Genomic DNA, 26320 nt, shown 5'->3' with positions numbered 1-26320 from the left:
GAAACACCCTGCGCCAGGCAAGGTGTTCTTGTTTTTAAGTTGTATAAATCGTTGAAGCTGTCGCAATGGTATGCCATTGGTTGGCTGTTGTGGCTGCGAAGCCCTTGTCTGCGTAGAAGTCGTTAAATGGCAGGATTTCCACTTCCAGCTCGTCGATGCGGTCAAGCTGACCAGCCAGATAAGCCTCGATACGGCTTTCTGCTCGCTTGATGCGTTGCAAGAGTCCGCCCATACGGATGTCAACTGTATCCAAACCAAAGACCTTGTTTTCCTTCAACCATTGATGGCTAAAGAGGGCATGGAAGTGTTCGATCGCGCTTCTGAGTTCTGGTAATTCTTGCCTTGCGATTTCTTGTAGACTTTCTTTATCGCCCACTTGGTAAGCCTGACGAATGCGTCTTCCCACATCCACTTTGCTACTTAAAATGGCATTCAACTGAGCCTGAGTTTCAAAGAGGTAAGAGTAAGCACCAGCTTTTTCTTTGATTTCATCAAGTATCTCAGCAGCCTGATCGAAGTGTGGTTTGTCCTGTTCAGGTGTCATGTGTCGGTCAAGAATGGGACAAAGAACATCCTGATAAAAGACATAGCGGTTGGGATTGATGCCACTGAGATTTTCTGGTAGATCTGGCAAGAGGTTAGCAAGGTCAATCTGCATAAAATCCTCAACCGATAGGCCTGTATTGGTCTGGAAGTGTGCAGACAAACAGTCTAGGTCATTGCGGTAGCTTAGTTCTGCCCAGATTTGCAAGCTTGGGAGAATAGAAAACTGGGCTGTTTCACCACCATTGTCCCCCCAACCAGTCACGATGACTTCTTTGATTTCATTGGCACGGCAGGCTTTATTGGCCTCAATAGCTACTAGACGGCTAAAATGGTTGTGAGGTGTAAAGCCAATCCACTTCCAAGCTCCCCCTGCAAAGGCAAGGTCATGACTAATCTTATGATGGTTGCGGAAATTGCGATTGTATTTTTCCTCGCTATCCTGGTAATAATCCCAGTAAACCAAGGTCACACGATCTTTGAGGCGGTCTAGGTATACACGAGTTTCCTCTGGGATTTCCACGTCGCGGTCGTACTGGCCATCTGCTGACATAAGTTTAAAGAACATATCGCTCCACATCTGGCAGTGGAAACCATATTTGTCTGCAATATCCAGCACGCGCTCCAAGTGTTGGCACATGAGAAGACTACGATCCACAACACCGTTCAATATCAAGTAACGTCCCAAGCCAACCAAGTGTGCTTCGTCCATCCCAATATTGACCTTACGGGTTTGCAGTTTAGATAGAGTAGCAAACATGCCGTCAATCAGGTCATAAACCTTTTCTTCGCCAATGAGAAGAATATCCTCCACATCACGGAGCTCCTGCACTTCCTTGACACCCCATTTGACAAAGGCTGACAAGTGGGCCAAGGTCTGGATGCAAGGCACAAAGGTCATGTCAAACTGCTGGGCATAGGCTTCGATTTCCTGCAACTCCTCAGCTGAGTAGGCTCCACGGAAATAGCCAAAGTAAGGCTGCCTTTCAATCTGGTAAGTGTCTTCCATGTAAAGTTCAAAGGTTGAATAGCCCATGAGAGCTAAGAGTTCAATCATCTGCTTGGCAGAAGCGACATTCAGCACCGCATTGCGCGAACAGTCAGCCATATAGGCTAAATCTTCGTAAGCTGCTTGTTCCTCAATCTCTACTTTATCACCTTCTGCTAGAACTGTTGCCAACAAGGACAAGGCACGATAAAGTTGGTGAGGTTTGCGGTAGGTCAATTGATAGTGACCATCCTCACCCTTGATAGAGATAGAAGCTTGATCAGACTGAGTGACTAACACCTCAACATCTGGTAAAGAAATATGCTTTGTCAGCAAGTCGATTGCCTGAGTTTGTTTGGGACTAAGCCCTGTAAATCTTACCATTGGTTTTCCTCCTGTAACCAGTTGACAAGGGCACCGTAGAGATTAGCATCTGCATGATAGGTGCAGGCTTGGATGACGGGTGCGACCGTATATTCTTCGTAGGTATCGACAAAGTCGTCAACAGCTTCCTTGACACCTTGAATAAAATCTGGATTTTGACTGATAGAGCCACCCAGGCTAATGACATCTGGATCGATGAGATACTGGATATTGAGCAAGCCTTGCGCCAAATTGCGGTTCATGCGCTCAATGGCTTCTTGGCAAAGGGCATTTCCTGCTGCGGCTTCTTGGTAAATCTTGCGGCCGTTCCAATCAGTCTGACCAGATTTTTCAATCACGTAGCGCACCATATTTCCAGTTGATGCTAGTTGCGACCAGTTGTTGAGCTTTTCAGCAGGGGCAAGGGTTGTCATATAGCCAAATTCTCCACCTAGGCCGTGGCGACCTCGATGAAGTCTACCATTGATAATCATGGCTCCGCCAATCCCTGTCCCAATTACGACACAGGCTGCATTTTCAAGTTCTGGATGAGCCAGTAATTCACTGAGTCCAACGCAGTTGGCATCATTTTCCAGATGGACAGGAATCTGATAAGAGCTAAGCGCCTCATACCAAGAAAATCCGTGAATGTAGGGCACCGCACTGAAGCCATCAATCACACCTGTCTCTTGATTGACCGCACCTGGAACGCTCATAGCAATTCCGCTGTAATCCTGTTCTGACAAGCGCTGGTCTAGCCAAGCTAGTAAATCCTCCAAACTTTCAGGCGTTGGAATACTTGTCTTATCTAGTATTTTCCCATCAGGAGTCAGACTGGCAAACTTAATCCCAGTCCCTCCGATATCAATCGTTGCAATGGTCATTTTTTTTACCATAAAAAGGGGCAAATCAGCAGTTAATTCTTACCTTTTCGCCCCTCCTTTCTATCTTGTAGTATTAGTTATCAAACATTTTCAAAATCTTAAATTTCTTCTTTTTTGATGAATTCTGTACGAATCTCTTGTGGTGAAATGAGGCCTGAATGAACTGGATATGGTCGTTCAAGCAGGTCAAGGAAGAGATGTTGACTTTCCGGTACACGTACATTTTCACTACACATATTGTAATAACGAAGGACATAGCCTTCTTCATTTTCAGCTACCTTAAAGGCTGTTGGACAGATTTGCGGTATGCTGAGAACAGAATGGCTCAAGAGGCTACCAGTCGCAGCCACGCTTCCTTCTTGTCTAGCAAGCTGAAGGCTGGTAAACGGTGTCTGCAAGGCTTTAGCACGACGATAGGCTGAAAAGCGTTCTTGGGCTTGGTGGCATTCAAGCGCAAACTCGACTTCAAACTCACGCAAGCATTGTGCTTCTGGTGTTGGGAAGTAACCCCAGTCACCTAGCTCACCTGATGCACGCAAAATAGTCACTGCAATGGTGTCGTCTCCAAGGATTTCGTATTCATTCAATCCCTTGTTGGATACAGTTACACCCTTTTCATCGTCATACAGACTGACAAAGGCTTGTTGGTGTTGAGGATTTTCAGGATTTTCCCATGAAGCAGCTGGTTTGTTTGGTCGTGTCACCACCTCATAGATGCTTTCAGAATCATTGCTTGGACGCGTGTTATGAGTCTTGACCAAGAGACGGATACGGTGGTCTTTGGCAGTGTTAGTAAAGCGAGTCTTGCAACGGATTTGTGGATTATCAACGAAGATAGTCATCTCAGTTTCAAGAGGAATGCTTGTCAATTCTTCTGAACGTCCAGCTTCACGCTTCATAAACTCGATGATGCCTTTTTGCTCTTCTTCTAGCTTTTCATCTGCACTGACAGGCACGGTCAATTCATGTTTGAGCAAGATTTTAGCATAGCGAGCTGTGTTTTCCAAGACCTCGTAGCCCTTTAATTCTGCATAGATTGGCTCTGTTCCTTTTGGTTGGAAATAGATATACTCGTTTCCGATGTCACCACGGTCTTCGAAGCGGATAAAGTCTTCATAGGCTTCGTGAGTTGTCTTGTCATAGACTGTGATGTTGTCATCCACACTCACTGTTACAAATGGCGTATCAATCACTCCGTTTTGGTAAATACCGTCGCGGTGTTCTTGCTCTCCTTCCAGCAATTGGAAGGTTGTCCAAGAGAGAGGTGTTAGATGAACAGGGATGGTCACGCGCACTTGACGAGCAATACGAGCTTGGCGGAACTTGTCTTTTGGTAAATCGTACTCAAAATTTGCCCCAAGATCCTCGATTTTAGCCTCTACAGGACGCCCATCCAAGTCCTCCACACGGTAGCTTGGCAAGGTTAAGGCAGCCATCTTCTTGTAACCTTCTGTTGGGTGCAATTCCTTGAAATCACAAACCGCAACATCAATCACTGTACTGACAGTATCAACCTTATCATGCAAGCCTGTGTTAATGACAGTAAAGAGATAATCACTTTGAGCCTTAGCTGTAGCGATTTTACCCTTCCATTCGTTGAGAAGATTGCTCTTAACAAAGTTTCCAACTTGATTGACCTTGGCAAAACGCGTTTCCATCTCGCGGTGAACTTCGTCCACGCTACAGCCACAGATACTATCATGCGGCGCGTTCTGCAAAAGAGTTTTCCAAGCATAGGTCAACTGATCCTTGTGGTTATGACCCCCAGTGATAATCGTCAAGGGTTCTACAACTTGCTCTAGGAGATTGCTATTTTCTTGGAAGGCTTGTTTGAGATAAATACGAGATGAAGAAGTGTTGGCAAGTGTGTACCAGCCGTCTGTTTCCTGACTGGTCAACTCACCTGTAACCGTTGATAACTGCTCTGGTAGGGCACTTTCCACGGCTTGTACATATTCATCAAAAGAACTATGAACAAAGGTTACATCTGGGAAGAGTTCATTTGCTACACGAATGGCTTCGCTCAGATTTTTCTGAACAGGCTGGTGGTCACAGCCGTTCATCATCAACCATTGGTTGGTCGAAGCATAGTCACGCACGTCTGCCAGTTTTTGTTTCCAGAAGGTCAAGGCCTCGTCTTTATCAACTGGGATTTCATTCCCATTACTGTACCAGTTGGCAAAGAGAATCCCGAGGACACGACTTCCGTCCGCACCCTGCCAGTACATTTCTGAAAACTGGGAAGTAAACTGCTCATCTTCGAGGACTTGGTTGTCAAATCCAATCGGTTTCACACCACGACCAAAGGCTGCCACATGAATGCCTGATTTTTGAAGGATTTGAGGAGCTTGTCCCATATTTCCAAAGGTATCTGGGAAGTAACCAATTTGAGTAGATTTACCCCATTTTGCAGCCTCCTGCTGACCAATAAGAGTATTGCGGACATTGGCTTCACTTGAAATCAAGTAGTCATCCTGCAAGATGTAAAATGGACCAATTTTAAGCTTGCCCTCGTCAATGTAACGTTGGACTTTGTCGCGATTTTCAGGGCGAATTTGCAAGTAGTCGTCAAGGACAATGGTTTGACCATCCAAGTGGAAGCTCTTGAACTCAGGGTCATTTTCAAAGAGATCAAAGAGATTGTCAAACAATTCCACCAACTGCATACGGTGGCTTTCAAAAGGCAAGTACCACTCACGGTCCCAGTGACTATGTGAGATGATATGTACGACAACATTTTCCATGAAGTAAAACCTCATTCTAAATTTAAATTTTTATTGTTAACGTTTTTGGATGTAAATTTGTGATTCTTTCCAAGAATCAGTTGCGCTAAAGCATGTTCCTTAGCGAATATCCAAGTAATCCAAGACCAATTCACAGAACATCATGTTAGCCCAAGAGAACCATTCACGAGAGTAGAGAGTTGGATCGTCCACGTGGAAGCTTTCGTGCATGACACCTGTACCACCATCACAAGCAACCAGCTGATCCAGCAAGAATTTCTTCTCTGCCTTATCACTTGTTGTCAATCCTTGGATAGACAGAGCGATTGGCCAGATATAGCGATAGAAGGTATGGGAACTTCCGAGGCCGCTAGCGTATTCTCCTTGGTAGAAATATGGATTTTCAGGGCTCAGAATGGTACGGCGAGTAGCTTGATACACTTCATCATCGACCGAACAGTAGCCCAGATAAGGCGCAGCCAACAAACTTGGTACATTTGGATCATCCATAATACTAGCATTTCCTAGACCATCCACTTCAAAGGCATAGATTTTCTCGCCCTTGCTGTTGCTTGTGTAGGCGTAGTTTTCAATTCCTTCTTGGATTTCATCCTGGAGACGCTTAGCATCAGCAATAATGCTCTCGCTATCAGCTAGATTCAATTCTGTAAAGATTTCTTGCACATAACCCAAGACTACTACAGCAAACATATTTGACGGAATCAAGTAACTATACTGACAACAGTCATCACTCGGACGAAAAGCGGACCAAGTCATACCTGTCACTGCAAAATCAGGGCCAAAGCCATCATTTACCAAGGTGTCTTCCTTACGGTCCGTATCTCGGACAAAACGATAAAGAGAGTTGTTGTGATCTTGTTCTACCGTCCAAAGATGGAGAATTTCCTTAGTCGCTGCGACAAAAGTCTCATCAAACTGACTAGTTTCGCCAGTTTCTTTCCAGAGGAGATAAGCCAACTGCAAAGGATAGCAAAGCGAATCCACCTCGTACTTGCGTTCCCAAATCCAGCCATTAAGGTCTGTATGGTCGGTCTCGTGATGCCCCTTCCAGTTTTCCTCAATGTTGAAGGAATTGGCATAAGGATCCTTGAGTACCAAGGTCATCTGACGCTTGACCAAACCTGCAATGGTCTGACGCAGGAGCGAATCTCTTTTAGCCACATGCAGGTAGGGTCTGAGTTGGGCTGTCGAATCTCGAAGCCACATAGCAGGAATATCCCCAGTCAAGACAAAGGTTGAACCATCTTCTAGGATTTCAACCGTATTGTCCAAGGTGTCTGTGTAGCAACGCTCGAAAACATCCACCCACTCTGGATGGTCCTTAGCCCGCTCTGCTACTTCATCTAGCCATTCTCTAACAATTTCTTTTGAATAAATCATCGTGCAGTATCCTCTTTCAAACAAGTTTCATTTTCAGTATATAGCTTTTGAGACAGAAAATACATACACAAATGATAGTCATTTTTCTACAAAATAGTTATCTTTGAAACTCCTTTTCTATAGGCTATCTTTTTCTGATATAATGTAGAAAAACAGCTAAAGGAAAGACTATGAAACCACTACTTGAAACCATCGATACCCGCTTTGGGACTGCCAGCAAGCATGCCTTTTCTCGGGGAAATACCCTGCCATACACAGGCGTTCCTTTTGGGATGAATTACTTTGTGCCCCAGACCAGTGACCAGGAGGGCTCTTGGTTTTTTGATCCACATCTGCCTATCTTTCAGGGGATTCGATTGACCCATCAACCAAGTCCTTGGATTGGGGACTACTCTTGGCTCCTTCTGACACCTATCACCGGTCAACTGGGTGGAGACAGCCTCTTCCATCGTCAGTCTTCCTACGATATGGATAAGGCCTCTTTCCAACCTCATTATCTGAAGATTTTCTCCCTGCGCTATCAGATTGAAACCCAGCTCACACCGACTTGCTACGGTGCTTCTATTCGTTTGAAGCAAAAGCAAGGCAAAGCCCTCTCCCTCTATCTTCACGCAGCAGATGAACTGACCGTAGAGCAAGTAGATAAGCGAACTCTTGCCCTACGACAAGAAGGAAAAACTGAAACCAACAAAAATCCACTAACTATGTTCACTGCCCTGCAAATGAACACGGATATTCTTGCTATCAGCCAAGAAGGTGGAGACTGGCGAATTGACTTAGCAAGTAGTCAAACCGAGATTCAGCTAGCCACTTCTTTCATCTCTCCTTCTCAAGCACTGCTTAATCTACCTCAAGAAGATTTTGATAGCTGTAAATCAAGTGCCCAAGCGGATTGGGAAAATCTCCTCCATCGTTTTGACATTATAGAGATAGGAGAGGCTGACCGAACCTTCTTTGACCACTGTCTCTACAGACTCTTCCTCTTCCCGCAAACTTTTTATGAGGTTGATGAATCAGGGCAAGCCATCCACATGGATCTGTCTACTGGCACTGTCAAGTCTGGTGTCCTCTTTAGCAACAATGGTTTCTGGGATACCTTCCGTACCACCTTCCCTCTCTTTGCCCTTGTCATACCAGAGCATTATCGTCTCTTTTTAGAAGGCTTTCTCAATAACTACCGCGACACTGGATTCCTTCCAAAATGGCTAGCTCCAGATGAACGGGGTATGATGCCAGGTACCCTGTTAGATGGCATTATCGCAGATAGCGCCTGCAAGGACATGGCTCCCGACTTGGAAGAAGAACTCCTCCAAGCCATGCTTGAAACAGCCAGCAAGGCCGACCCTCTCGGCATCAATGGTCGTCACGGACTAGCCCAATACCAAGAACTAGGCTACCTCTCTACCGACCACCACGAAAGCGTCAGCCATACCCTAGACTATGCCTATAGCGACTTTTGTATCGCCAGCTGTGCTGAGAAACTAGGAAAAACAAACATCTCAGAAACTTATAAAACCGCTTCACAAAATTACCGCCATCTATTTGATGCTGAGACAGGTTACATGCGAGCGCGAGACAATCGAGGCAACTTCCGTCCTGACTTCTCTCCTTATAGTTGGGGACGCGACTATGCCGAATGTTCAGCCATCCAAGCAACTTTAGGCGTTCTCCACGACATCCCAGATTTAATCCAACTTATGGGTGGAAAAGAAGCCTTCAGCAACTATCTTTTGAAAATCTGTCAAGATGCTCCCCTCTTTGAGACAACAGGCTATGGTTACGAAATTCACGAAATGAGCGAAATGGCTACTGCTCCTTTTGGACAAATAGCCATTTCCAACCAGCCTAGCTTCCACATTCCTTATCTCTTCCGTTACAGTAACTACCCTGACTACACTGCCCTTCTTATCAAGACCTTACGTCAAAAAGCCTTTCACCCAAGCTGGCAAGCCTATCCTGGCGATGAAGACAATGGTAGTCTCTCGGCCTGGTACATCTGGTCAGCTCTCGGATTTTATCCGACCTGTCCAGGCAAACCAAACTATGATCTCGGAATCCCTCTCTTTAATCACCTCCGTATTTACCTAGCTAAAGAAAATAAATGGCTAGATATTCATACTGAGCAAAACCACAGCCATTTCAACTTTGTAAAAGAATGCCGACTGGATAAAACACTTGTATCAACTATTCAACACCAAGATCTCCTAAAAGCTGAACAACTAACCTTCACCCTCAGCTGGTTACCAAGTCACTAGCTAGTAGACAAAAGAACCTTTGTATCGTGCAAAGGCTCTTTTATTTTATGAAACTTGTACTTGAAGTTGATCAACCAACTGTCCATCAACAGTCAAATTGAGATAGAAATCCAAGGTCTTATCAGCAGCAAAATACAGGGTTGGTAGATGCAAATCTTTTTTGCATTCCCCTGCTTGGAATTGAAGGATTTGAATCTCGTCCTGATAGGCGACACCATGGACACCTGTCCCTGGTTGAATCGAAATCTTAGCTTCCAAAGGAGTATTACTTTCGCTACGTTCAATCCTAAAATGAAGAGTCTCTCCCTTTGTCACAGCTAGACTTTTTTCTGCAAAAGCTAACCCCTGAACAGCTACTGTTTGTGATAACCTCGGAGTTTTATAGAGGGAAATCTTGGTCAATACAGGCATAGATTGTGCCTCGGTAATTATCACGCGCACCTTCTGTGCCTCTACTAGCGGACCTCGCAAGAGACGCTTATGACCAACGGTAAAGCCCATGCCAAATTCTTGCCAGACACCATCCACCTCTACTTGCACATGAAAAGCAGCGATTCGTTGCCCCAGCTTCAAATCTTCTCTTAACTCAAGCACATCGAAAGTTTTAGGCGCCCCTAAGTCTAGTTCTAGCTGGATGGGCAAGTCTGCAGCGCTTGCCCAAGAGCTAGTTTCAAGGCCGTCTGTCAAATGGCGACAAGCAAAGTCTGCGGAAAGAGCAGGACCAGATACCTCAGCTCCCAGAGCCAAATCTTCTTTATAGAGCTCATTGCGATAGGCCGCAAATTCATAGAGGCGTTCAATATCCTTTGCATCAAAGAGCCCATCTTTATTCGGCGGAATATTAAGCAAGAGTGGAGTTCCCCGACCCACCGAGTGAAAGTAGATTTCGATCAACTCCTCAAGTGACTTAGGATCCTGCTCTTCATGGTAAAACCAACCCGGCCGGATGGAAACATCTGCCTCACCGATTGAAAAAATAGTGCCTGAAGAATCTCCATGCTGAAGATAATCCAGCTCTGCTTCTGTTCCTAGTTTGTCAGGATTCACCTTTTGCCACAGTGGATCACCTGCATACCCTCGTTCATTGCCAATCCAGCGGATACTAGTGCCTTCTGTTGAAAAAATTAAGCAATCTCCCTGCAGTTCACGAATGGTTTCAAACCATTTTTCAAATTCATAATTGACCTTTTGAGCGCCCTCTCCTCTGGCACCATCCATCCAGACCTCAGCAAATTTTCCTGCATTACCATAAGCAGGATTTGATAAGATTTCCTTCAGCTGAGCCAGATAATAGGCATTATAGTCCGCCTCTCGCTCCACATGATAGAGAGGACTGTGGGCATCCCAAGGTGACAGGTAGACCCCCATATCCATATCAAACTCTGTGGCAGCTTGGGATACTTCAAGGAGCAAGTCCCCCTCCCCATTCCTCCAAGGACTGGCCTTGACCGAATAATCCGTATAAGCCGTCGGATAGAGGACAAAGCCATCATGGTGCTTGACCACCAAAATCAATTTTTTGAAACCCGTTTCCTTGAGCACACGCACCCACTCACGCGCATCTAACCTTGTCGGATTAAATCGTTCAGGATCTTCCTGACCGGTCCCCCATTCCTGGTCATAAAAGGTATTAGGCCCAAAATGGATAAAGGCTGCTAGTTCATCCTCTAAATAAGCTAGCTGGGCCTGACTAGGCAAGGGCCCATGCGGTTTTATTTCTCTTACCATACTATTTCCTATCTACATTTTTCTTAACTTTTTTGGCATGTACTTGCAACTCTGTTAACGCTAGAGGGCTTGTCAAGTTTTCAAATCCAAGACGAAGGGCATAAGTCTCTACCTTATCAAATTCAAAACGAAGCTCTTCATCCTTGTCGCTTGAAACTTTTCGGATAGCTGATACAGGGCGCCAATTCTCCTCTTGCTTGAGCAGGGAATCCTTATCCAAATGGTTGGGAGTTCGAGGTAAGCTAGGCTCATTCCCTACATAATAATCAATAAAAGTAGGCTCCATCGCCACGTATTCTTGATTTTCAACATAATACAAGGTCACGTTATCCACAAATCGCGGTTTTAAAATCCCTGCATCTCCAAAAAGCATGCCCACGCTGGCTTGCTCTGACTTGGTAATCCAAGTATTGGCTGTCGATTTCTTCCGAGCAATGACCTTGTCATTGAGATATGAGGCTGGGTGATTCGGCTCTGAGTGAGAAGCAAAGACCAGAGGCAGGTTAGACCCTGTCCACTGATTGGAAATAACTTCCCCATCTACACTGGCACCTGTCACATGAATGGTGACTATTGCTGGCAACTCACAGCCCGCTACCTGCCCTGTGAGAACGCATTCTCCTACCTGAGTATAGATTTGAGGATCGAGTTCATCCCAAGTCACCTTGGCTGTATCTCGTCTGCCATCTGATAAGACTAGCTTGACTCGGTCTGGTAAATGTGGGACTTCCTTGACAAGCGTCCAAACCCTTTCAGGTTCAATAGCGGAAATCCCTTGGACACAAACCTGAGCAGAAGCCTTTAAATCCAAACCCTCTAGCTGACCAGATACCGTAAACTCATGAAAGCTTGCCATATCTTCTTCGGATATTGCCTCCCAAACAACCTTGACTCGTTTTGCACTCCCGAGCTCATAGTCCACCAAAACTGAAGATGGCAGCTGTGGATAAGTTCCCTTAGCTGTATACAAGCGAAGTGGTCGTACAGAAACTGCCTGCCCTAGTGAGGTATTTTCTGTGACCTGCAAATGAGTTTGATAGGTTTTGCCTTGATACATGGCTCGGATAGCCAAGTCGCCAGCAGACAAACAATGAAGCACTCCCTGCTTAATAATGGCGTGGGCACTACCACTCGTCTCCCAAATCACTTCACTATTCCCCACCTTGTTCACAGGGTTATCCACAGTTTGTGGATAAAGTCCAATGGCTGGGGAATCTCCTTCTTGTAAACCGGTCTGCTTGTCCATTCGAATCTCAAACAAGCGCTGATTTTTTACTGGCTGGCAAACCAAAGTCTCTCCCACTAAGAGATCAAAACTTGCTTGCTCTAGCCCTCTGGCACTGGCCTTTACTCTGACTAGACCCACCTGCTCCAAGCTCTGAACTAAGAGGACACCTCTGCCATGAAAGGCTTTCCTCTGAAACCGACCATTTTTCTGGGCTTGGTAACGTTCACGACTAGCCTGCCTACCATTATCCACACCCACAATGCGAGCAGGGCCTTCAATTTTAAAATGAAGCTGATTGGAAGCGCTCGGCACCCAATTTCCATCCTTGTCCAATACATCAAAATAGAGATAGAGGAGGTCTTGCCCATCTGGCTCCAGTTGTGATTTCTCGGCATGTAACCCAATCTTAGCAGGCTTACCTGCAGTCACCACCCTATCTTCTGCCACAAGCTGACCTTGACGGTCATAAGCTACAGCACGCAATTCTCCCGGTTGATAAGCCAAAGGCCATTCGAGATAGAGTTGGTCAGAACCTTCTCCCTCTTGGTATTTTCTACCATCTGAGGTCCATTTTTCCTGAAATATCTTCCTACCTTGGGATTTTCCATTGAGAAATAGCTCTACCGAACCAGCATTTGAATACACTCGAACAGGTATATCCCCATACTTATCCACAACTTGTTGATAACTCTTGTGAATTTCCCAATTCCAATGGGGCAGGATATGAACCATAGGATGCTGATCTAGGTCCAACCACTGACTTTGATAGAGATAATAATCATTTTTAGGAAGCCCTGCTGTGTCTACAATTCCAAAATAAGAACTCTTGACGGGCGTGTCATTTTGGTTGTGCCAAGGAGTCGGCTCGCCGATATAGTCCACTCCTGTCCAGATAAACTGCCCCGCATAGTCTAGCCGATTTCTATCTGCTATCCAAGAAGCCGTCGCTGTCTTCCCCCAAGGAACCCGATCATTGCCATAGTCTGACTGTTCAAAATTCCGCACGCGGCGATTATCCCCAACCCATTCCTTAGCTGGGCGAAAATAGCTGTCACGCGTCCTTGTAGCCGATGAGGTTTCAGATCCGTAAAGTCGCCACTTGGGATGTCTTTTGCGAATCCCATCAATATTATCTTCCGAGTAATTTAAGCCCACCACATCCAGCAAATCAGCAATCTTTTCATGACCTCCAGACCCATCTCCAAAACGGAACTGATCCATTCCCATGGTCACAAAACGGCTATCATCAACCTCCTTAACCCTTTCTAGCAAGCGTTTGATCGTCTTCAATGAATGAGCATCTCCATTTGCTTCGCTGACTTCATTTCCCAAGGACCACATAAAAATCGCTGGATTGTTCTTGCCACGTTCAATCATAGTGCGCAAATCATAATCTGACCAGAAATCGCCTGCTTTCGCTTCTGGATGATTCGCTTCTTCCTCAAAAAAGCGACCATAATCATATTCTTTCTTGCCTCCATACCAGGTATCAAAGGCTTCTTCTTGGATAAGTAGCCCCATTTTGGCAGCCACACCCAGCAAAATACTACTAGCTGGATTATGGGTGATTCGAATCGCATTGACACCCATTTCCTTCATCTGGCGCAAGCGTCTCTCAGCAGCTGACCTGTTTTCCACAGCTCCCAGCGCTCCGTAGTCATGGTGCAAACAAACCCCATGAATCTTCAACCAGCGACCATTTAGAAAGAAGCCCTTATCCGCTTGCCAATCCATATAGCGGTAACCAAAGGTCTCCTCTTCTTCATCAACCAAAATGCCATTTTTGTAAAGGCGTGTCTTCAATTGGTAAAGGTGAGGGGATTCAATATCCCAAAGCAAGGGTTGAAAAATTGATATGGCTTGTTGGAAAGAATATTTGTCCCCAGACTCAATCACTAGAGAGTCTGTCGCCTGCCAGTCTGACAGCTGTTGTCCATCATACCAGATACTCTGCTCCAAATACACCGACACGGACTGAGGTCCATCATTTGAAACCTTACTTGTAAGCTGAGTCTCCACCCATCTATCTCTTTGTTCCTTTAGCTTGGGACTTGCTATCTTAATCCCATACAAATCCAGATGAACTGCATCTGTAATCAACAATTTTACTTCTCGGTAAATACCGCTACCAGAGTACCAACGACTGCTAGGTTGCTGATTTTCCACAAAAACCGCAAGCTGGTTGGCCGTCCCATCATTTCTTAGATAAGGCGTGATATCATAAGAAAAGGGTGTATAACCATTGGGATAATAGCCCAGCACTTGCCCGTTGATATAGACTTGGGCATTCATGTAAACTCCATCAAACAACAAACGCACCGATACAAGACTGGCATCTTCTTCCAAGTAAAACTGTGTCCGATACCAAGCCTGACCCCCGTTTAACTGACCACCCTCATTTTGCGCTGGCGAATACTGGTCAAAATCATTGTAAATACTCCAGTCATGTGGCACTTGAATAGCCTGCCAATTTTCTCTCTGAAAATCCGGTGCCAAGGCTTCTTCTTTCCCCACCTCCTGACTAAAAAACCAGTGATTCCGTAAAACTTCTTCTCTTCTCATACAAGCATTCCTCTTTAAACAAGTCTATTGACTTGACTATAGCACAAAACAAAAGCGCTTTCAAGATTTCCTCTATCACTCCCTAAATACTCGGAAAAGATTCTATAATTTGTGGAAAAGTCTGAAAATCACTCCATATTCAAGCAAACTGTCATTTTTAAGAAATAAGATCAAACCTTACAAGAGCGCAAAAAACACCTCTCTGAATGTTCATTCCAGAGAGATGTCCCTTTTGTCTTAACTATTGTAAATCGACTGTCTAAAGTCATCTGAATCTTTGAGATAAGCTTTATAAATCGCTTTTTTCAGTTTTTGAACTGGGGTTTCGATAAAGCTATAGGTGCTAGCAGTTGTTTTGCCTGCTTTAATCTGTTTCAACTCCTCTTGGACAGCTTTCTGCATCAATTCTTTTAACTTCTGACTTGTCAGACTTACTTCCTGACCTTCATATTGGATTGTCAAAGGTTTCAATTGATCAATCTTAGCTACTCTTTCCTTAAACTGTGCTTTTTTGAACTCAGCATAACTCTTACCATTCAAAACTTGATTGAAAATGTAAGTATCGGATAAAGGCTTGTTTTCAGCCTCTGCTGCTTCTTTAAACTGATTTGACACATAAGGAACAAATCCTTCATAATAGCCCAAAGCAGCCATCAATTCAAAGGCTTGTTTTCTAAAGGTGATGTCCCCACTCATACCAAAATCATTTTGACTAACACCATAAATGGTATCAAACATATCCACTAAATAATACCCATTAGCTTGAATAGTACCTTTATCAGTAAATCCTTTTATAATGTAACGGTTCACTAAAATATTATTATCAATCAAGCTATTGATATCCGTTAGTTTTTCCGCTTCTGCCAGTGTGATTTCTGAGATTTTTTCACTCTTGTGCGTAGCTTGAACTGCTGGATTTGTGTATGTTACGGGTGTTCTAGTCCCAGTTGAAGTAATCGGAGTTATTTTCTTGAAGTATTTAGTTTTATCTGCCGCTGAAAGTTGTTTTGTTGCTTCCGCTTCTAAATAATCTAAACTATATAACACATCAAAACTTCCATGCATATAAGATTTCAAGTCTGCAGCTGTTTTAAATCTATCTGGTGTTTTGTTGTAGAAACCATTTTTATTAGTTTCATCATAAACAAAGTTTAAGTTGAAATATGTATCTTTTGCTGGTGTGTAAGAATTCTCGAAGATTCCTCGAGCATAAAATTCTGCAGCGGTACCATCTCGACGACCATGATTATTAAACAGAACTGTTCCGTCTAATAAGTGCGTCATTTCATGAGAATAAGTAGCTGAACCCCTATCATCCAGAACCCTATCTATAAAGTAACGGACACCCACTCCATTTGCTTCTGCACCTACATTTTGCGATGGTGAATACAGTCCTAGAGGTGTCATAAAGTCTTTAACCCCTTTATCTGCTGTTGGTCCCGATTCTTTAGACCATGTAGTATTTATTCTAGCATTTACGTCTGCAGTATATTGTTTCATCGTATCTACAATTACTCTATTTGTAATTAGTTTCGGACGATTTTCTTCTTTTGTAATTCTGTATAAAGTATCAACATAATTAGCCTGTCTTGTCGCAGTTAATTCTATCAATGCTTTAACCTTATTAAGCTCTTCGGTATACTTAGCTTTATTGGTTTTCTCTAAAGAAGTATCCATATACGTTCCGATGTTTCCGTAGGTTACCGTCGCTATGTTAGTTATAGCATACACGCTTGGCTCTTTGATATTTACCAAACCTAATAATGTAGCTACATTTTGTTGTCTTCTACTTTCAATTTGAAGATTTTCAGCTCCATATTTCTCAGGAGGAGTAGTTAATTTTGTATATAAGTCTACTTTTTCATCAGTTTTTTCTTTCGAAGCTTTTTCAACTACGATAGCTTTAGTCGCTTTCTTCAACCACGTATCACCATCCATATTAGTGAATGTAGTTCTGTTGTAATCTAGGAAATCTAATAATGTTGGTTTATCTGTAATTTTACCAAAGTATTTCTCAAATGTTTTTGGACTATTGGTTAATCTTAATTCATCATAACTCATAGACCCAAGGTGTGTTAACCAATCTAAAGCAGTAACCTCTTTCTTACCAAATGAGCTTGGATTATAAGCTAGAATATCACGGATATTGGTATCTCCAAAATCAATATTATAAAAACGATTGATATAGGATAATCCTAGTAATATTTTCTCTTTATTAGCTTCAATATCACCTTTTACTTTTTCTCTATTTTGTTGATTGTCACCTAAAATACTCAAGGTATGCGCCGCAACTTTTTTCAAACTAGCTTCTAAATCGGTTTTAGTCGCATCGAGTATTTCTTTAATCGATAATTTTTCAAGATATTCTTTTCGTAGAATTTCTCTTACTTCATCATCCCTTATCTGCGGCTGCGTTTTTTTCAACTCACTGCGTTTTTTATAAAAATCGCGGTCTATTTCTAAAGCCGGCGGAGTTAGTTGTGCTTTAAAGTTTTCATCTGTTAAGAAGTCTACAGACTTCATTTCTCTACTAGCTTCCGTCACATCCACTGCATTTTCTAACTCGCTATTTTCTGGCAATAGATGTGGTTTGTCTTCTTTAGTACCAACCAAGATTACTTTTTGTCGCATAGCTTTAGTTGTTTCAGTCTTCTCTACTGGATTTGATAACTCTCCTGTCTCCGGATTAACTTCATAAGTTTTAGTGACGGTTGTTTCCCCTTGCTCACCTGCATCTTCAACTACTTCTTTTCCTTTCGGAAGTTCAGGAACGTCTTTTTTCACCTCTGTAATTTCTATAGGTGATACTATCTTTTCTACATTTCCAACTTTTACTATTTTGTCTTTAGCTGGAGTGTTTTCTGTTGTAGTTTCTTCTGAAATAGCTCCTGTTTCTTGATTTACTGTGTATTTTGTAGTTGATACTGTACGCCCTTTTTCACCCGGTGTTTCTACTTTTTCCTTATAACTTAGCGTCTCATCTGCTACATATCGTGTTTCAAACGGAGTATCCTTTATTTCAACCTTAGACTTAGTTCCTACTGCCGTTATTTTCGCCTGCATTGACTTAGCGACTTTTGTCGTTACAGTCGGCTCAGTTAAGTCTCCTGTTTGTTCATTTACTTTGTAAACTTTTATTGTTGTCGTTTCTTCGTCCTGACCCTGATTTCTGACTTCTTTGACACCTTTATCAAGTGACTCATCCGCAACAAACTGTTCACCTCTTTTGACTGTTGATCTTGTTTCTTCTACATTCCCAACCTTAACAACTCTATCTACTGGATGTTTTTCTATCTTTGTTGAAGTGTTTTCTACTATTTTCCCAGTACTTTCATCAAAACTGTAAGAAGTAGTTGTCACTTCCTTACCATTTTCGCCTACTACTTCTACTCGTTGCTCTTTGTAATTTAAGGCTGGTGAAGCTTTATATGTTGTTTTATATTCCAATACTTTTTCTTTAGTTACTGGACTTGGGACAGTTGGTTTCTTCTGAGAATCTGACTGATCTTGAGGAGCTAAGGGGTCAGGCTGAGCAGTTGGTCCTGGTTCGTTTCCTTGACTTGGGTTGACCTCTGGAGATGGAGGCGTTTGTTCTGGTTGTTTTTGGGGTTCTTGTGGGGCAGACTCACCAACATCTTTTACCCCCTCAACTGAATTCTCCAGCTGGTTCTCCTCACCCTTTTGTTCCGCAGGAGATTGATCTTCTTCGCGTCCTGATTCCACGACTGGGCTTGCTGGATCAGAATCTTTGGTCTCAGCAGTTTCTTTAGAGGGTTGCTTAGACTCAGTACCTTGTTGGGCAAGAGTTTGATTTTCCTCACCCCCTGATTCCACGGCTGGGGTTGCTGGATCTGGTTGCTTCGGCTCGGCTTCGGGTTTGTCAGGTGTTTGTTTCTCGCCTGGTGTTGCTTCTGTACCCGGCGTTTCTTCTGCTCCTGGTCTTGGTTGTCCTATTCCATCAGCTGGTTTTGTCTCTGTTTCATTCTCTACTATTGGAGTTTTTTCAGGTTGAACTGGTCTACCTTCCTCAGATTTTGGTGCAACTTCTTCCTTAGTCCCAACTGCAATCACCTTGTCCACCGGCTCTTTTGTAATTATATTTTCTATAACTTTACTAGATTTTTCCCCATTAACGATAGTGACTTCCGTATAGATGGTGCGTTCACCAACAACACCTTCTTGAACAACTTTAGTTTGCCCTTTAGCTAAGGTTGCATCTTCTTGTTCTATCGTTTGGAAAGCAACCTCCTCTGTAGTGACTAGCAATTCTGGTTTCTCTACTGTGGCATTTAACACACCTTCCTCAGGACTTGTTTTATAATCACTATTATCTTCTGCTTTCGGTTGTTCTACTTGGGGATTTCCTGCAACTTCTTCCTTAGTACCTATAGATCCAATTTCAGCAGGAGCTTGTTTGCTTGCAGGAGCTTCAACAATTTTCTCAACTGCGTAGGATGGTTGAGGAGATTGCACAAGATCTTCAGTCGAGCTAAAATGAGATGCAGTCTGTGGTACAATCTTCTTAGATTGAGGTTCTGAACTGTCCTCCTTTTGAGATAATGCTGGCGACTCTACTTTATCAACAGAAAGTTCCTTGCTACCACTATCTCTTACCAAATAATATCCCGTAAATTCATATCCTTGGACTGTTTCAGGACTTGGTAAAAACTGACCTTCTACTCTCTTAACAAGGGCTGGTTGCAATTCTACCAGATTTTCTAAAGCAGAGATGGATGCTCCCCAACCACCAACAGCAAAGACTGTCACAAGGAAGTAAGACGCTCCCTTTTTTCTCTTGATTAAAGTGAAGGAAAGCAATAATAATCCTGCTCCCAAGATAAACATCCCATCATTAGAAAAAAGACCTGTTTCTGGTAATCTTGTAGCTAATTTTCGATAGATAAAGTAGTATTCTTTTCCCTCTTTTACCTCAATCTTATTTTCTTCAAACCATTGCAACTCAGATTTCAGCTTTTCAGATAAATCCTGCTCATCCAAATAATGACTTGAAATTAGTGTTGAATTCGTTTCTGTAGCCTGTACAGGTTGAGCACCCATACCAGCAAAAAATAAACTCGTTCCTAGCAAGACTGAACAAGCTCCTATTGCATATTTCCTCAAAGAAAAACGCTGCTTTCTCTCAAATTGAAATTCTTTCATCCCATCTCCCATCATTCATTATTACTGTATATTTAGTATATCAGAAATCGTTTGTATTCACAAATCTTTCTAGTTATTCCCTTATCATTCCAAGTTAAGGGCAACAACATACAATAATTTTTAGTTAAATGTATATCAATGTTCTTTGCTTTTCTTAACAAACGCAATACAAAAAGAGCCTGTTGCCAAGCTCTTTAATCTATTATTTCTTCTCAGCACGGAGGGCTGACAAGATTTGTGTACGGATATCATCCACACCATTTGGCGTATTTGGTAGAAAGATGGTTTGATTTCCTTTAGAGGCAAAGGTATTCAAGGTATCCAAGTACTGGTTAGTCAAGAGGATGGACATGATTTGTTCTTCTGTCATGCCAACATTGGCTTCCTTGAGTTCAGTGATAGACTCTGCCAATCCATCCACAATCGCCTTACGTTGTTGGGCAATCCCCACACCATGAAGACGGTCTTTTTCTGCTTCGGCTTCAGCTGCAGTGACGATTTTAATCTTATCAGCTTCCGCCAATTCTTGCGCTGCGACCCGCTTACGTTGCGCCGCATTGATTTCATTCATAGATTGCTTGACTTCTGCATCTGGTTCGACCTTGGTAATCAAGGTTTTCACAATAATATAACCGTAAGTAGTCATTTCTTCTGCTACTTGGTGTTGGACTTCAAGGGCAATCTCATCTTTTTTCTCAAACAATTCATCCAAGGTTAATTTTGGAACAGAAGAGCGAAGAGCGTCTTCGATATAAGATTTAATCTGAGATTCTGGACGCATAAGTTTATAGTAGGCATCTGTCACGCTCTGTTCATTGACACGGTACTGAGTCGCTACATTCATCATAACGAACACATTGTCCTTGGTCTTGGTCTCAACCACAATATCACTTTGCAGCAAACGCAACTGAATCCGCGCTGCAATCGAGTCAATCCCAAAAGGCAAGCGAATATGAATACCGCTATTGGCAACCTTTTGGTATTTCCCAAAGCGTTCAATAATCGCCACCGACTGCTGACGAACCACATAAACCGTACTCAGTGTGACTATCACCAATAGGAGCACACAAACAATCAGAAAAATCATGAAAAATATTGCCATAATGGAACCTCCACAAGTATTTTTCTAGTATTATAGCACATTTAAAGAAGGCTGTACCGTTTTTACTGCGATTTTTCCTGAAATGTCAATAATTAGAGATGAATTGTCCTATTGTCGTCTAATTTCTATCAATTTAAGTTACATATATTAGAAACCTTGCTCAGAATATTTCTAGCTCCGTTATTTATCCAAGTACTATCTGAACTTTTCAAGCTATGGCTAACTAAACAAAACAAATAACAGCTAACCCTTTAATAGGATAACAAAAACATCATTACAGTGAACCGCACTCCAATAGTTCAAGCATTAAGCAATGTTGATGATCTAAATTTATTGTGGTATACTATTTTTGTCATCGGTTACCGATTACGTTCCTATGGGTTCGTGAGAGGAGGTGAAACTAATGAGCCTTATCATAGAGCTCGCTCTTACTATTATAGCGGATGTTATAGCTGGAATTATCTTGTATTTCGTCTGCAGATGGCTAGATAGTAAGGAGTAGACCGACTGACTAGCCTATCAACACCCGTTAAATCGCTAAGATACGTCAAAAAAGCCCTTAACTACGGCAATAGTTAAGGGCTTTGGTGTTCTAATGAACCTTATCAATTAACTATATTCTAGCATATAATCTACAATAGTTCAAGCATTAAGTGAGGTTGATGATCTAAATTTAGTGTGGTATAATACTTTTGTCATCGGTTACCGATTACGTTCCTATGGGTTCGTGAGAGGAGGTGAAACTAATGAGCCTTATCATAGAGCTCGCTCTTACTATTATAGCGGATGTTATAGCTGGAATTATCTTGTATTTCGTCTGCAGATGGCTAGATAGTAAAGAGTAAACCGAGTGACTAGCCTATAAACACCCGTTAAATCGCTAAGATACGTCAAAAAAGCCCTTAACTATCGCACTAGTTAGGGGCTTTGGTGTTCTAATGAACCTTATCAATTAACTATATTCTAGCATATAATCTACAATAGTTCAAGCATTAAGTGACCTTGATGATCTAAATTTAGTGTGGTATACTATTTTGGTCATCGGTTACCGATTACGTTCCTATGGGGTCGTGAGAGGAGGTGAAACTAATGAGCCTTATGCCTGAGCTTGCTCTTACTATTATAGCGGATGTTATAGCAGGAATTATCTTGTATTTCGTCTGCAAATGGCTAGATGGTAAGAAGTAGACCGACTGACTAGCCTATCAACACCCGTTAAATCGCTAAGATACGTCAAAAAAGCCCTTAACTATGGCAGTAGTTAGGGGCTTTGGTGTTCTAATGAACCTTATACACTAACTACATTCTAGCATATAAGCCCAGATATTTCAAGAGTTTTATTTATTATTTAAAGTTCCTTAGTTCTGAAAGGTATTTGATTTTTCATCAATTCATTTAAAAATACTATACAAATTTCTTTACATTTTCCATAAGTGTGATATAATGGACTCAATAAGATAACTTGTGAAGGATAAACGCTGGGTCCCAGAATGGGGTAGACTGAAAGGTTGAGCATTCCTATGTGCCTGGGGTTATCTTTTTATTTTGATTTTTTAAGGCTCTCTACAAAGTTTAGAGGGTCTTTTTCTATTCCTGTAGAATATACCAAAACACCCCTTAACTATGGCAGTAGTTAGGGGGTAGTATTCTAATGAACCTTATCCGATAAAATCATTCTAACATATAAGCCCAGATATTTCAAGAGCTTTATTTATTGTTTAAAATTCTGAAAGGTCTATAATGAAGTTAGCCATCTAGTATCAAAAAACCGACTAGCTCCTATGAACTAATCGGTTTCTCATCAATGCGCCAACATTTCTTGGGCGATTTCTTGTCCAGATAGGTTATCTGGGTAATAGGTTGGCCAGTTATCCATTTCTTCAAAGAGGGCTTCTTGGCTTGTGCCTCCAAAGAAAATATGGAAATGTTCTGCCTTAACTGGGGCGATATTGTGGTCACTAAACTGAACATACTTGAACTGTCCAGCATCCGCATCCGTGGCTTCAAAGAGGAAGCGCACACCACGATTGCCTTTCTTATAAGTCAAGATTTTCTTGCCGACATACTTGTAAGTGTATTTCTTACTTTGTCCACCTTGAACAAATTCCATAGTATTATCAGTAATGTTGATCTTAGTGACATCTGTCTGATAGCCTTTTGTATAGTAAGCCTTGTATTCAGCCTGAGTCATCTTACCAGTCAACTTAGCCTTGTAGTCAAAGACTTGGTCAAACGTACCATCTTCAAGGAAAGGATAAACTGATTGCCAGTTACCTGCATAGTCACTCAAGGTGCGATCCTTGACAGCTGCATCCTCGAAGTAACCATTTTGAACTGTTTTGGTATCCTCTGCCTTTTCAGGCTCGATTGCTGGGCCTTCTTGGTCTGTTGTTTGTTTCAAAGCTTTGAGGTTTTTCTCCATGATAGAGATATAATTTTCTCCCGCCTTGGTGTCCTCTTCTGTCAGACTTTCTAAAGGATTGAGGACATCTGTTTTGACACCTGCTTCTTTTGAAAGTGTGTTAGCAAGAGCTTGTGAAGCATTTTCTTCAAAGTAGATATAGGCAATTTTATTTTTCTTGACGTACTCTGTCAACTCTGCCAAACGAGCAGCTGATGGTTCTGCATCTGGAGAAAGACCTGAGATTGCGACTTGTTTGAGTCCATAGTCCAAAGCAAGATAGTTAAAGGCAGCGTGCTGAGTCACAAAGCTCTTTTGTTTGGCTTGAGACAAGCCTTCTGCATAAGCCTTATCCAAGGCTTGCAATTTTTCGATATAGGCAGCTGCGTTCTTTTCAAAGGTCTCTTTTTTATCAGGATAATCTGCTGACAAGCTATCACGGATGTGCTCTACAAGTTTAATGGCACGGACTGGTGATAACCAAACATGGGGGTCAAACTCATGGTGATGGCCTTCTTCTCCATGGTCATGGTCTCCCTCTTCTTCCTCACCACCTGGCAAGAGCAACATATCGCCTGTCGCCTTGATGGTTTTCACTTTTTTCTTATCCAAAGTATCTAGCAATTTAGGAACCCATGTTTCCATATTTTCATTTTCATAAACGAAGGTATCTGCGTCTTGGATTTTGGCAACTGCCTTGGCAGAGGGTTCATATTCATGGGGTTCTGTCCCAGCACCGATGAGGAGTTCCACATTAGCAGTATCTCCTGCGACTTGCTTGGTAAATTCATAGACAGGGTAAAAGGTTGTCACGATATTGAGTTTGCCATCTGCCTGTTTTTGATGGGAACAAGCCACTAAAAACAAGGCACATAGACTGGCTAGTAATAAGCTAATTTTTTTCATCTTAGTCTCCTATTTGATAAAACGTCTTACTAAACTAATGAGCAAGAAAACAGTTACAAAAATAATGGTAATACTTGCACTGGCAGGTGTTTCTGCATAGTAGGAAATGTAAAGTCCTGCTACCATTCCCAAAAATCCAATAGCACTGGCAAGCAGCATAACCGATTTAAAGTTTTTCCCCAGACGCAGGGCAATACTAGCTGGCAAGACCATGATGGTCGATACCAAAAGAGCTCCTGCAGCAGGAATCATAAGGGCAATGGCCACCCCTGTTACCATGTTAAAAAGAATAGACATGGTACGAACTGGCAAGCCATCCACAAAGGCCGTATCCTCATCAAAGGTCAAGATATACATTGGACGAAGGAAGAGGAAGGTCAAAATCAAAACAACCGCCGCAATGACAAAGAGGGAAATAACCTGTTCTTCGCTGATAGTCACGATTGAACCAAAAAGATACTGGTCCAAACTCATAGAACTAGAGCTTTTTCCCTTGCTCATGACAATCAGAGAAACAGCCAGACCTGTTGACATGAGAATAGCTGTCCCGATTTCCATAAAGCTCTTGTAAACCGTACGGAGATACTCCAAAAAAACCGCCGCAATCAAGACAATAGCAATAGTTGAAATAGTCGGAGAAATCCCTAGTACCAGACCAAAGGCTACACCTGAAAGCGAGACGTGGCTAAGAGTATCACTCATCAAACTCTGACGGCGCAAGATGAGGAAGGTTCCAAGAACTGGCGAGAAAAGACTCATGGCAATAACCGCCAGAAAGGCACGTTGCATAAAGTCATAAGATAACAAACTAAGCATGGCCCACCTCCTGATCATTCTCATGAACGTTGAAACAACGCCATGGCGAGTCTTGGTTACGAACTAGATGAATATTGCGATCCGCATAGTCCTTAACTTCTTCAGGATCATGAGTAATCATCAAAACAGCCTTGCCATGATGATGGGCGCTGTGATGCATGAGTTCGTAAAATTCGTTTTTACTTCCTGCATCCATCCCCGTTGTCGGCTCATCTAGGATAAACACATCTGGATCAGAAGCAAACATACGCGCGATTACCGCTCGCTGCTTTTGTCCTCCAGATAGAGAACCCAAGCGTTTGTCTCTGTGTTCCCACATGCCAACTGAGTCCAGACTAGCCTTGATATGCTCCTCATCATGAGCATTCAAGCGACGGAACCAGCCTTTTCGCGGATAGCGACCTGATTTGACAAATTCATAAACCGTACTTGGAAAACCTGCATTAAAACTGGCAATCTGTTGAGGAAGGTAAGCTATTCTCAATTTCTTACCCTGCGTATTTGTCTTTGAAATGGTCACCCTACCAATGCGTGGTTGGAGAATTCCAAGACTGGCCTTGATCAGTGTCGTCTTAGCTGCCCCATTTTCCCCAGTCAAGGTAACAAATTCCCCACTATCAACACTATAATTGATATGCTCAAGAACAGGCTCCTTATCATAATAGAAGGATAAATCCTCTACCGTAATATATCTCATTATTTGATTTCTCCTACTAAAGCAGTCAAAAACCGCTGGATCACTTTTTGTTCATTTGGAGTAAACTGAGTCGCCACTTCTTCATAGGTTAAAAGTGTATGCTCATGGTGATGATGGTGCTCCTCAGCGATTGGACGAGCCAAATCAGTCAACTGATAAAAAATCACACGCGCATCCTTCGGATCTTTAGATGTTTCTAACATCCCTTCCTTGACCAAAGACTTGATGGCCTTGGTAACTGCCGCCTGACTGACATTGAGACGACGGGCCAATTCTGAATTGGTTAAAGATTCCTCCGACAAAAGCATGAGAATGTGCTCCTGGGTATTGGTCAGGGCCACCTCACTAGTGCAATGACCTATTAGGATTTCATGTTGGTTTTCCGCCTGTAAAATCACCTCATTCAAAAAGCCATCGATATCCTTCGCTAGCTGTCTCATATCTGACTCCTTTCCTTTTGGACTTCTCTTTTTTAAGAGAAAAATACTATTCTTTGACATTTTATTTACCAGTTAATTATATCACAAGCAAAAAAAGAGTCAAGAAAAAACGTGAAAATAGGC

General features: G+C 42.6%; 13 protein-coding genes. 1 reads left to right on the top strand and 12 read right to left on the bottom strand.

All coding sequences use genetic code 11. The features are described 5' to 3' along the window. Nucleotides 1-34: 34 nt before the first annotated feature. The 4 genes from HT696_RS02085 to HT696_RS02070 form a co-directional block, all read right to left on the bottom strand. Nucleotides 35-1915 carry a beta-N-acetylhexosaminidase gene (locus HT696_RS02085; RefSeq protein ID WP_173283248.1) on the bottom strand — a complete coding sequence of 627 codons (1881 nt, stop codon included), beginning with the start codon at nt 1913-1915 and terminating at the stop codon, nt 35-37. Next, nucleotides 1909-2778, bottom strand: coding sequence for an ROK family protein (locus HT696_RS02080; RefSeq protein WP_173283246.1), 870 nt, complete (start codon nt 2776-2778; stop codon nt 1909-1911). Before HT696_RS02080 ends, HT696_RS02085 begins: the two co-directional genes overlap by 7 nt. 98 nt (nt 2779-2876) lie before the next feature. After that, the gene (locus HT696_RS02075) at nt 2877-5522 is read right to left on the bottom strand and encodes an alpha-mannosidase (RefSeq protein WP_173283244.1); all 2646 of its coding nucleotides are present in this window, start codon (nt 5520-5522) and stop codon (nt 2877-2879) included. A gap of 99 nt (nt 5523-5621) precedes the next feature. Continuing rightward, nucleotides 5622-6902, bottom strand: a complete 1281-nt coding sequence (locus HT696_RS02070) for a glycoside hydrolase family 125 protein (protein WP_173283087.1) — start codon at nt 6900-6902, stop codon at nt 5622-5624. A gap of 170 nt (nt 6903-7072) precedes the next feature. On the opposite strand from HT696_RS02070, the gene HT696_RS02065 reads away from it, so the two are divergent. Beyond that, a complete protein-coding gene (locus tag HT696_RS02065) occupies nt 7073-9157 on the top strand; it encodes a GH92 family glycosyl hydrolase (RefSeq protein ID WP_173283088.1) in 2085 nt (694 codons plus the stop codon). Between the two features lie 45 nt (nt 9158-9202). Here HT696_RS02065 and HT696_RS02060 read toward each other — a convergent pair whose 3' ends face one another. From HT696_RS02060 to adcR, 8 genes are all read right to left on the bottom strand, one after another. After that, nucleotides 9203-10885 (bottom strand): alpha-L-fucosidase, encoded by a 1683-nt coding sequence (locus tag HT696_RS02060; protein ID WP_173283241.1) that lies wholly within the window; start codon nt 10883-10885, stop codon nt 9203-9205. A gap of 1 nt (nt 10886) precedes the next feature. Continuing rightward, nucleotides 10887-14675, bottom strand: a complete 3789-nt coding sequence (locus tag HT696_RS02055) for a sugar-binding domain-containing protein (protein ID WP_173283239.1) — start codon at nt 14673-14675, stop codon at nt 10887-10889. Nucleotides 14676-14912: 237 nt separating this feature from the next. Continuing rightward, on the bottom strand, nt 14913-19835 hold the full coding sequence (locus tag HT696_RS02050; RefSeq protein WP_173283238.1) for a ZmpA/ZmpB/ZmpC family metallo-endopeptidase: 4923 nt from the start codon (nt 19833-19835) through the stop codon (nt 14913-14915). A gap of 202 nt (nt 19836-20037) precedes the next feature. Next, complete coding sequence (locus tag HT696_RS02045) at nt 20038-20922, bottom strand: SPFH domain-containing protein (protein WP_025168872.1); 885 nt, start codon at nt 20920-20922, stop codon at nt 20038-20040. A gap of 1816 nt (nt 20923-22738) precedes the next feature. Continuing rightward, nucleotides 22739-24244, bottom strand: coding sequence for a zinc ABC transporter substrate-binding lipoprotein AdcA (adcA, locus tag HT696_RS02040; protein WP_109588237.1), 1506 nt, complete (start codon nt 24242-24244; stop codon nt 22739-22741). A 9-nt stretch (nt 24245-24253) separates the two neighbouring features. Beyond that, complete coding sequence (locus HT696_RS02035) at nt 24254-25060, bottom strand: metal ABC transporter permease (RefSeq protein ID WP_000950030.1); 807 nt, start codon at nt 25058-25060, stop codon at nt 24254-24256. After that, nucleotides 25053-25757, bottom strand: coding sequence for a metal ABC transporter ATP-binding protein (locus tag HT696_RS02030; RefSeq protein ID WP_023941156.1), 705 nt, complete (start codon nt 25755-25757; stop codon nt 25053-25055). The genes HT696_RS02035 and HT696_RS02030 overlap by 8 nt, the downstream gene beginning before the upstream one ends. Next, nucleotides 25757-26197, bottom strand: a complete 441-nt coding sequence (gene adcR / locus HT696_RS02025) for a zinc-dependent transcriptional regulator AdcR (protein WP_173218783.1) — start codon at nt 26195-26197, stop codon at nt 25757-25759. The genes HT696_RS02030 and adcR overlap by 1 nt, the downstream gene beginning before the upstream one ends. Nucleotides 26198-26320 lie beyond the last annotated feature (123 nt).

It is taken from the genome of Streptococcus sp. 9903 (genome assembly GCF_013276625.1).
Lineage (GTDB): Bacteria > Bacillota > Bacilli > Lactobacillales > Streptococcaceae > Streptococcus.
This window is presented reverse-complemented; position numbering and strand designations above follow the sequence as displayed.

What these genes read in the sequence shown, in the direction of transcription:
- HT696_RS02075 (WP_173283244.1), bottom strand. Translation starts at nt 5,522, where the DNA reads ATGGAAAATGTTGTCGTACATATCATCTCACATAGTCACTGGGACCGT.
- HT696_RS02055 (WP_173283239.1), bottom strand. Translation starts at nt 14,675, where the DNA reads ATGAGAAGAGAAGAAGTTTTACGGAATCACTGGTTTTTTAGTCAGGAG.
- HT696_RS02045 (WP_025168872.1), bottom strand. Translation starts at nt 20,922, where the DNA reads ATGATTTTTCTGATTGTTTGTGTGCTCCTATTGGTGATAGTCACACTG.
- HT696_RS02035 (WP_000950030.1), bottom strand. Translation starts at nt 25,060, where the DNA reads ATGCTTAGTTTGTTATCTTATGACTTTATGCAACGTGCCTTTCTGGCG.
- HT696_RS02085 (WP_173283248.1), bottom strand. Translation starts at nt 1,915, where the DNA reads ATGGTAAGATTTACAGGGCTTAGTCCCAAACAAACTCAGGCAATCGAC.
- HT696_RS02030 (WP_023941156.1), bottom strand. Translation starts at nt 25,757, where the DNA reads ATGAGATATATTACGGTAGAGGATTTATCCTTCTATTATGATAAGGAG.
- HT696_RS02070 (WP_173283087.1), bottom strand. Translation starts at nt 6,902, where the DNA reads ATGATTTATTCAAAAGAAATTGTTAGAGAATGGCTAGATGAAGTAGCA.
- HT696_RS02060 (WP_173283241.1), bottom strand. Translation starts at nt 10,885, where the DNA reads ATGGTAAGAGAAATAAAACCGCATGGGCCCTTGCCTAGTCAGGCCCAG.
- adcR (WP_173218783.1), bottom strand. Translation starts at nt 26,197, where the DNA reads ATGAGACAGCTAGCGAAGGATATCGATGGCTTTTTGAATGAGGTGATT.
- HT696_RS02080 (WP_173283246.1), bottom strand. Translation starts at nt 2,778, where the DNA reads ATGACCATTGCAACGATTGATATCGGAGGGACTGGGATTAAGTTTGCC.
- HT696_RS02065 (WP_173283088.1), top strand. Translation starts at nt 7,073, where the DNA reads ATGAAACCACTACTTGAAACCATCGATACCCGCTTTGGGACTGCCAGC.
- HT696_RS02050 (WP_173283238.1), bottom strand. Translation starts at nt 19,835, where the DNA reads ATGAAAGAATTTCAATTTGAGAGAAAGCAGCGTTTTTCTTTGAGGAAA.
- adcA (WP_109588237.1), bottom strand. Translation starts at nt 24,244, where the DNA reads ATGAAAAAAATTAGCTTATTACTAGCCAGTCTATGTGCCTTGTTTTTA.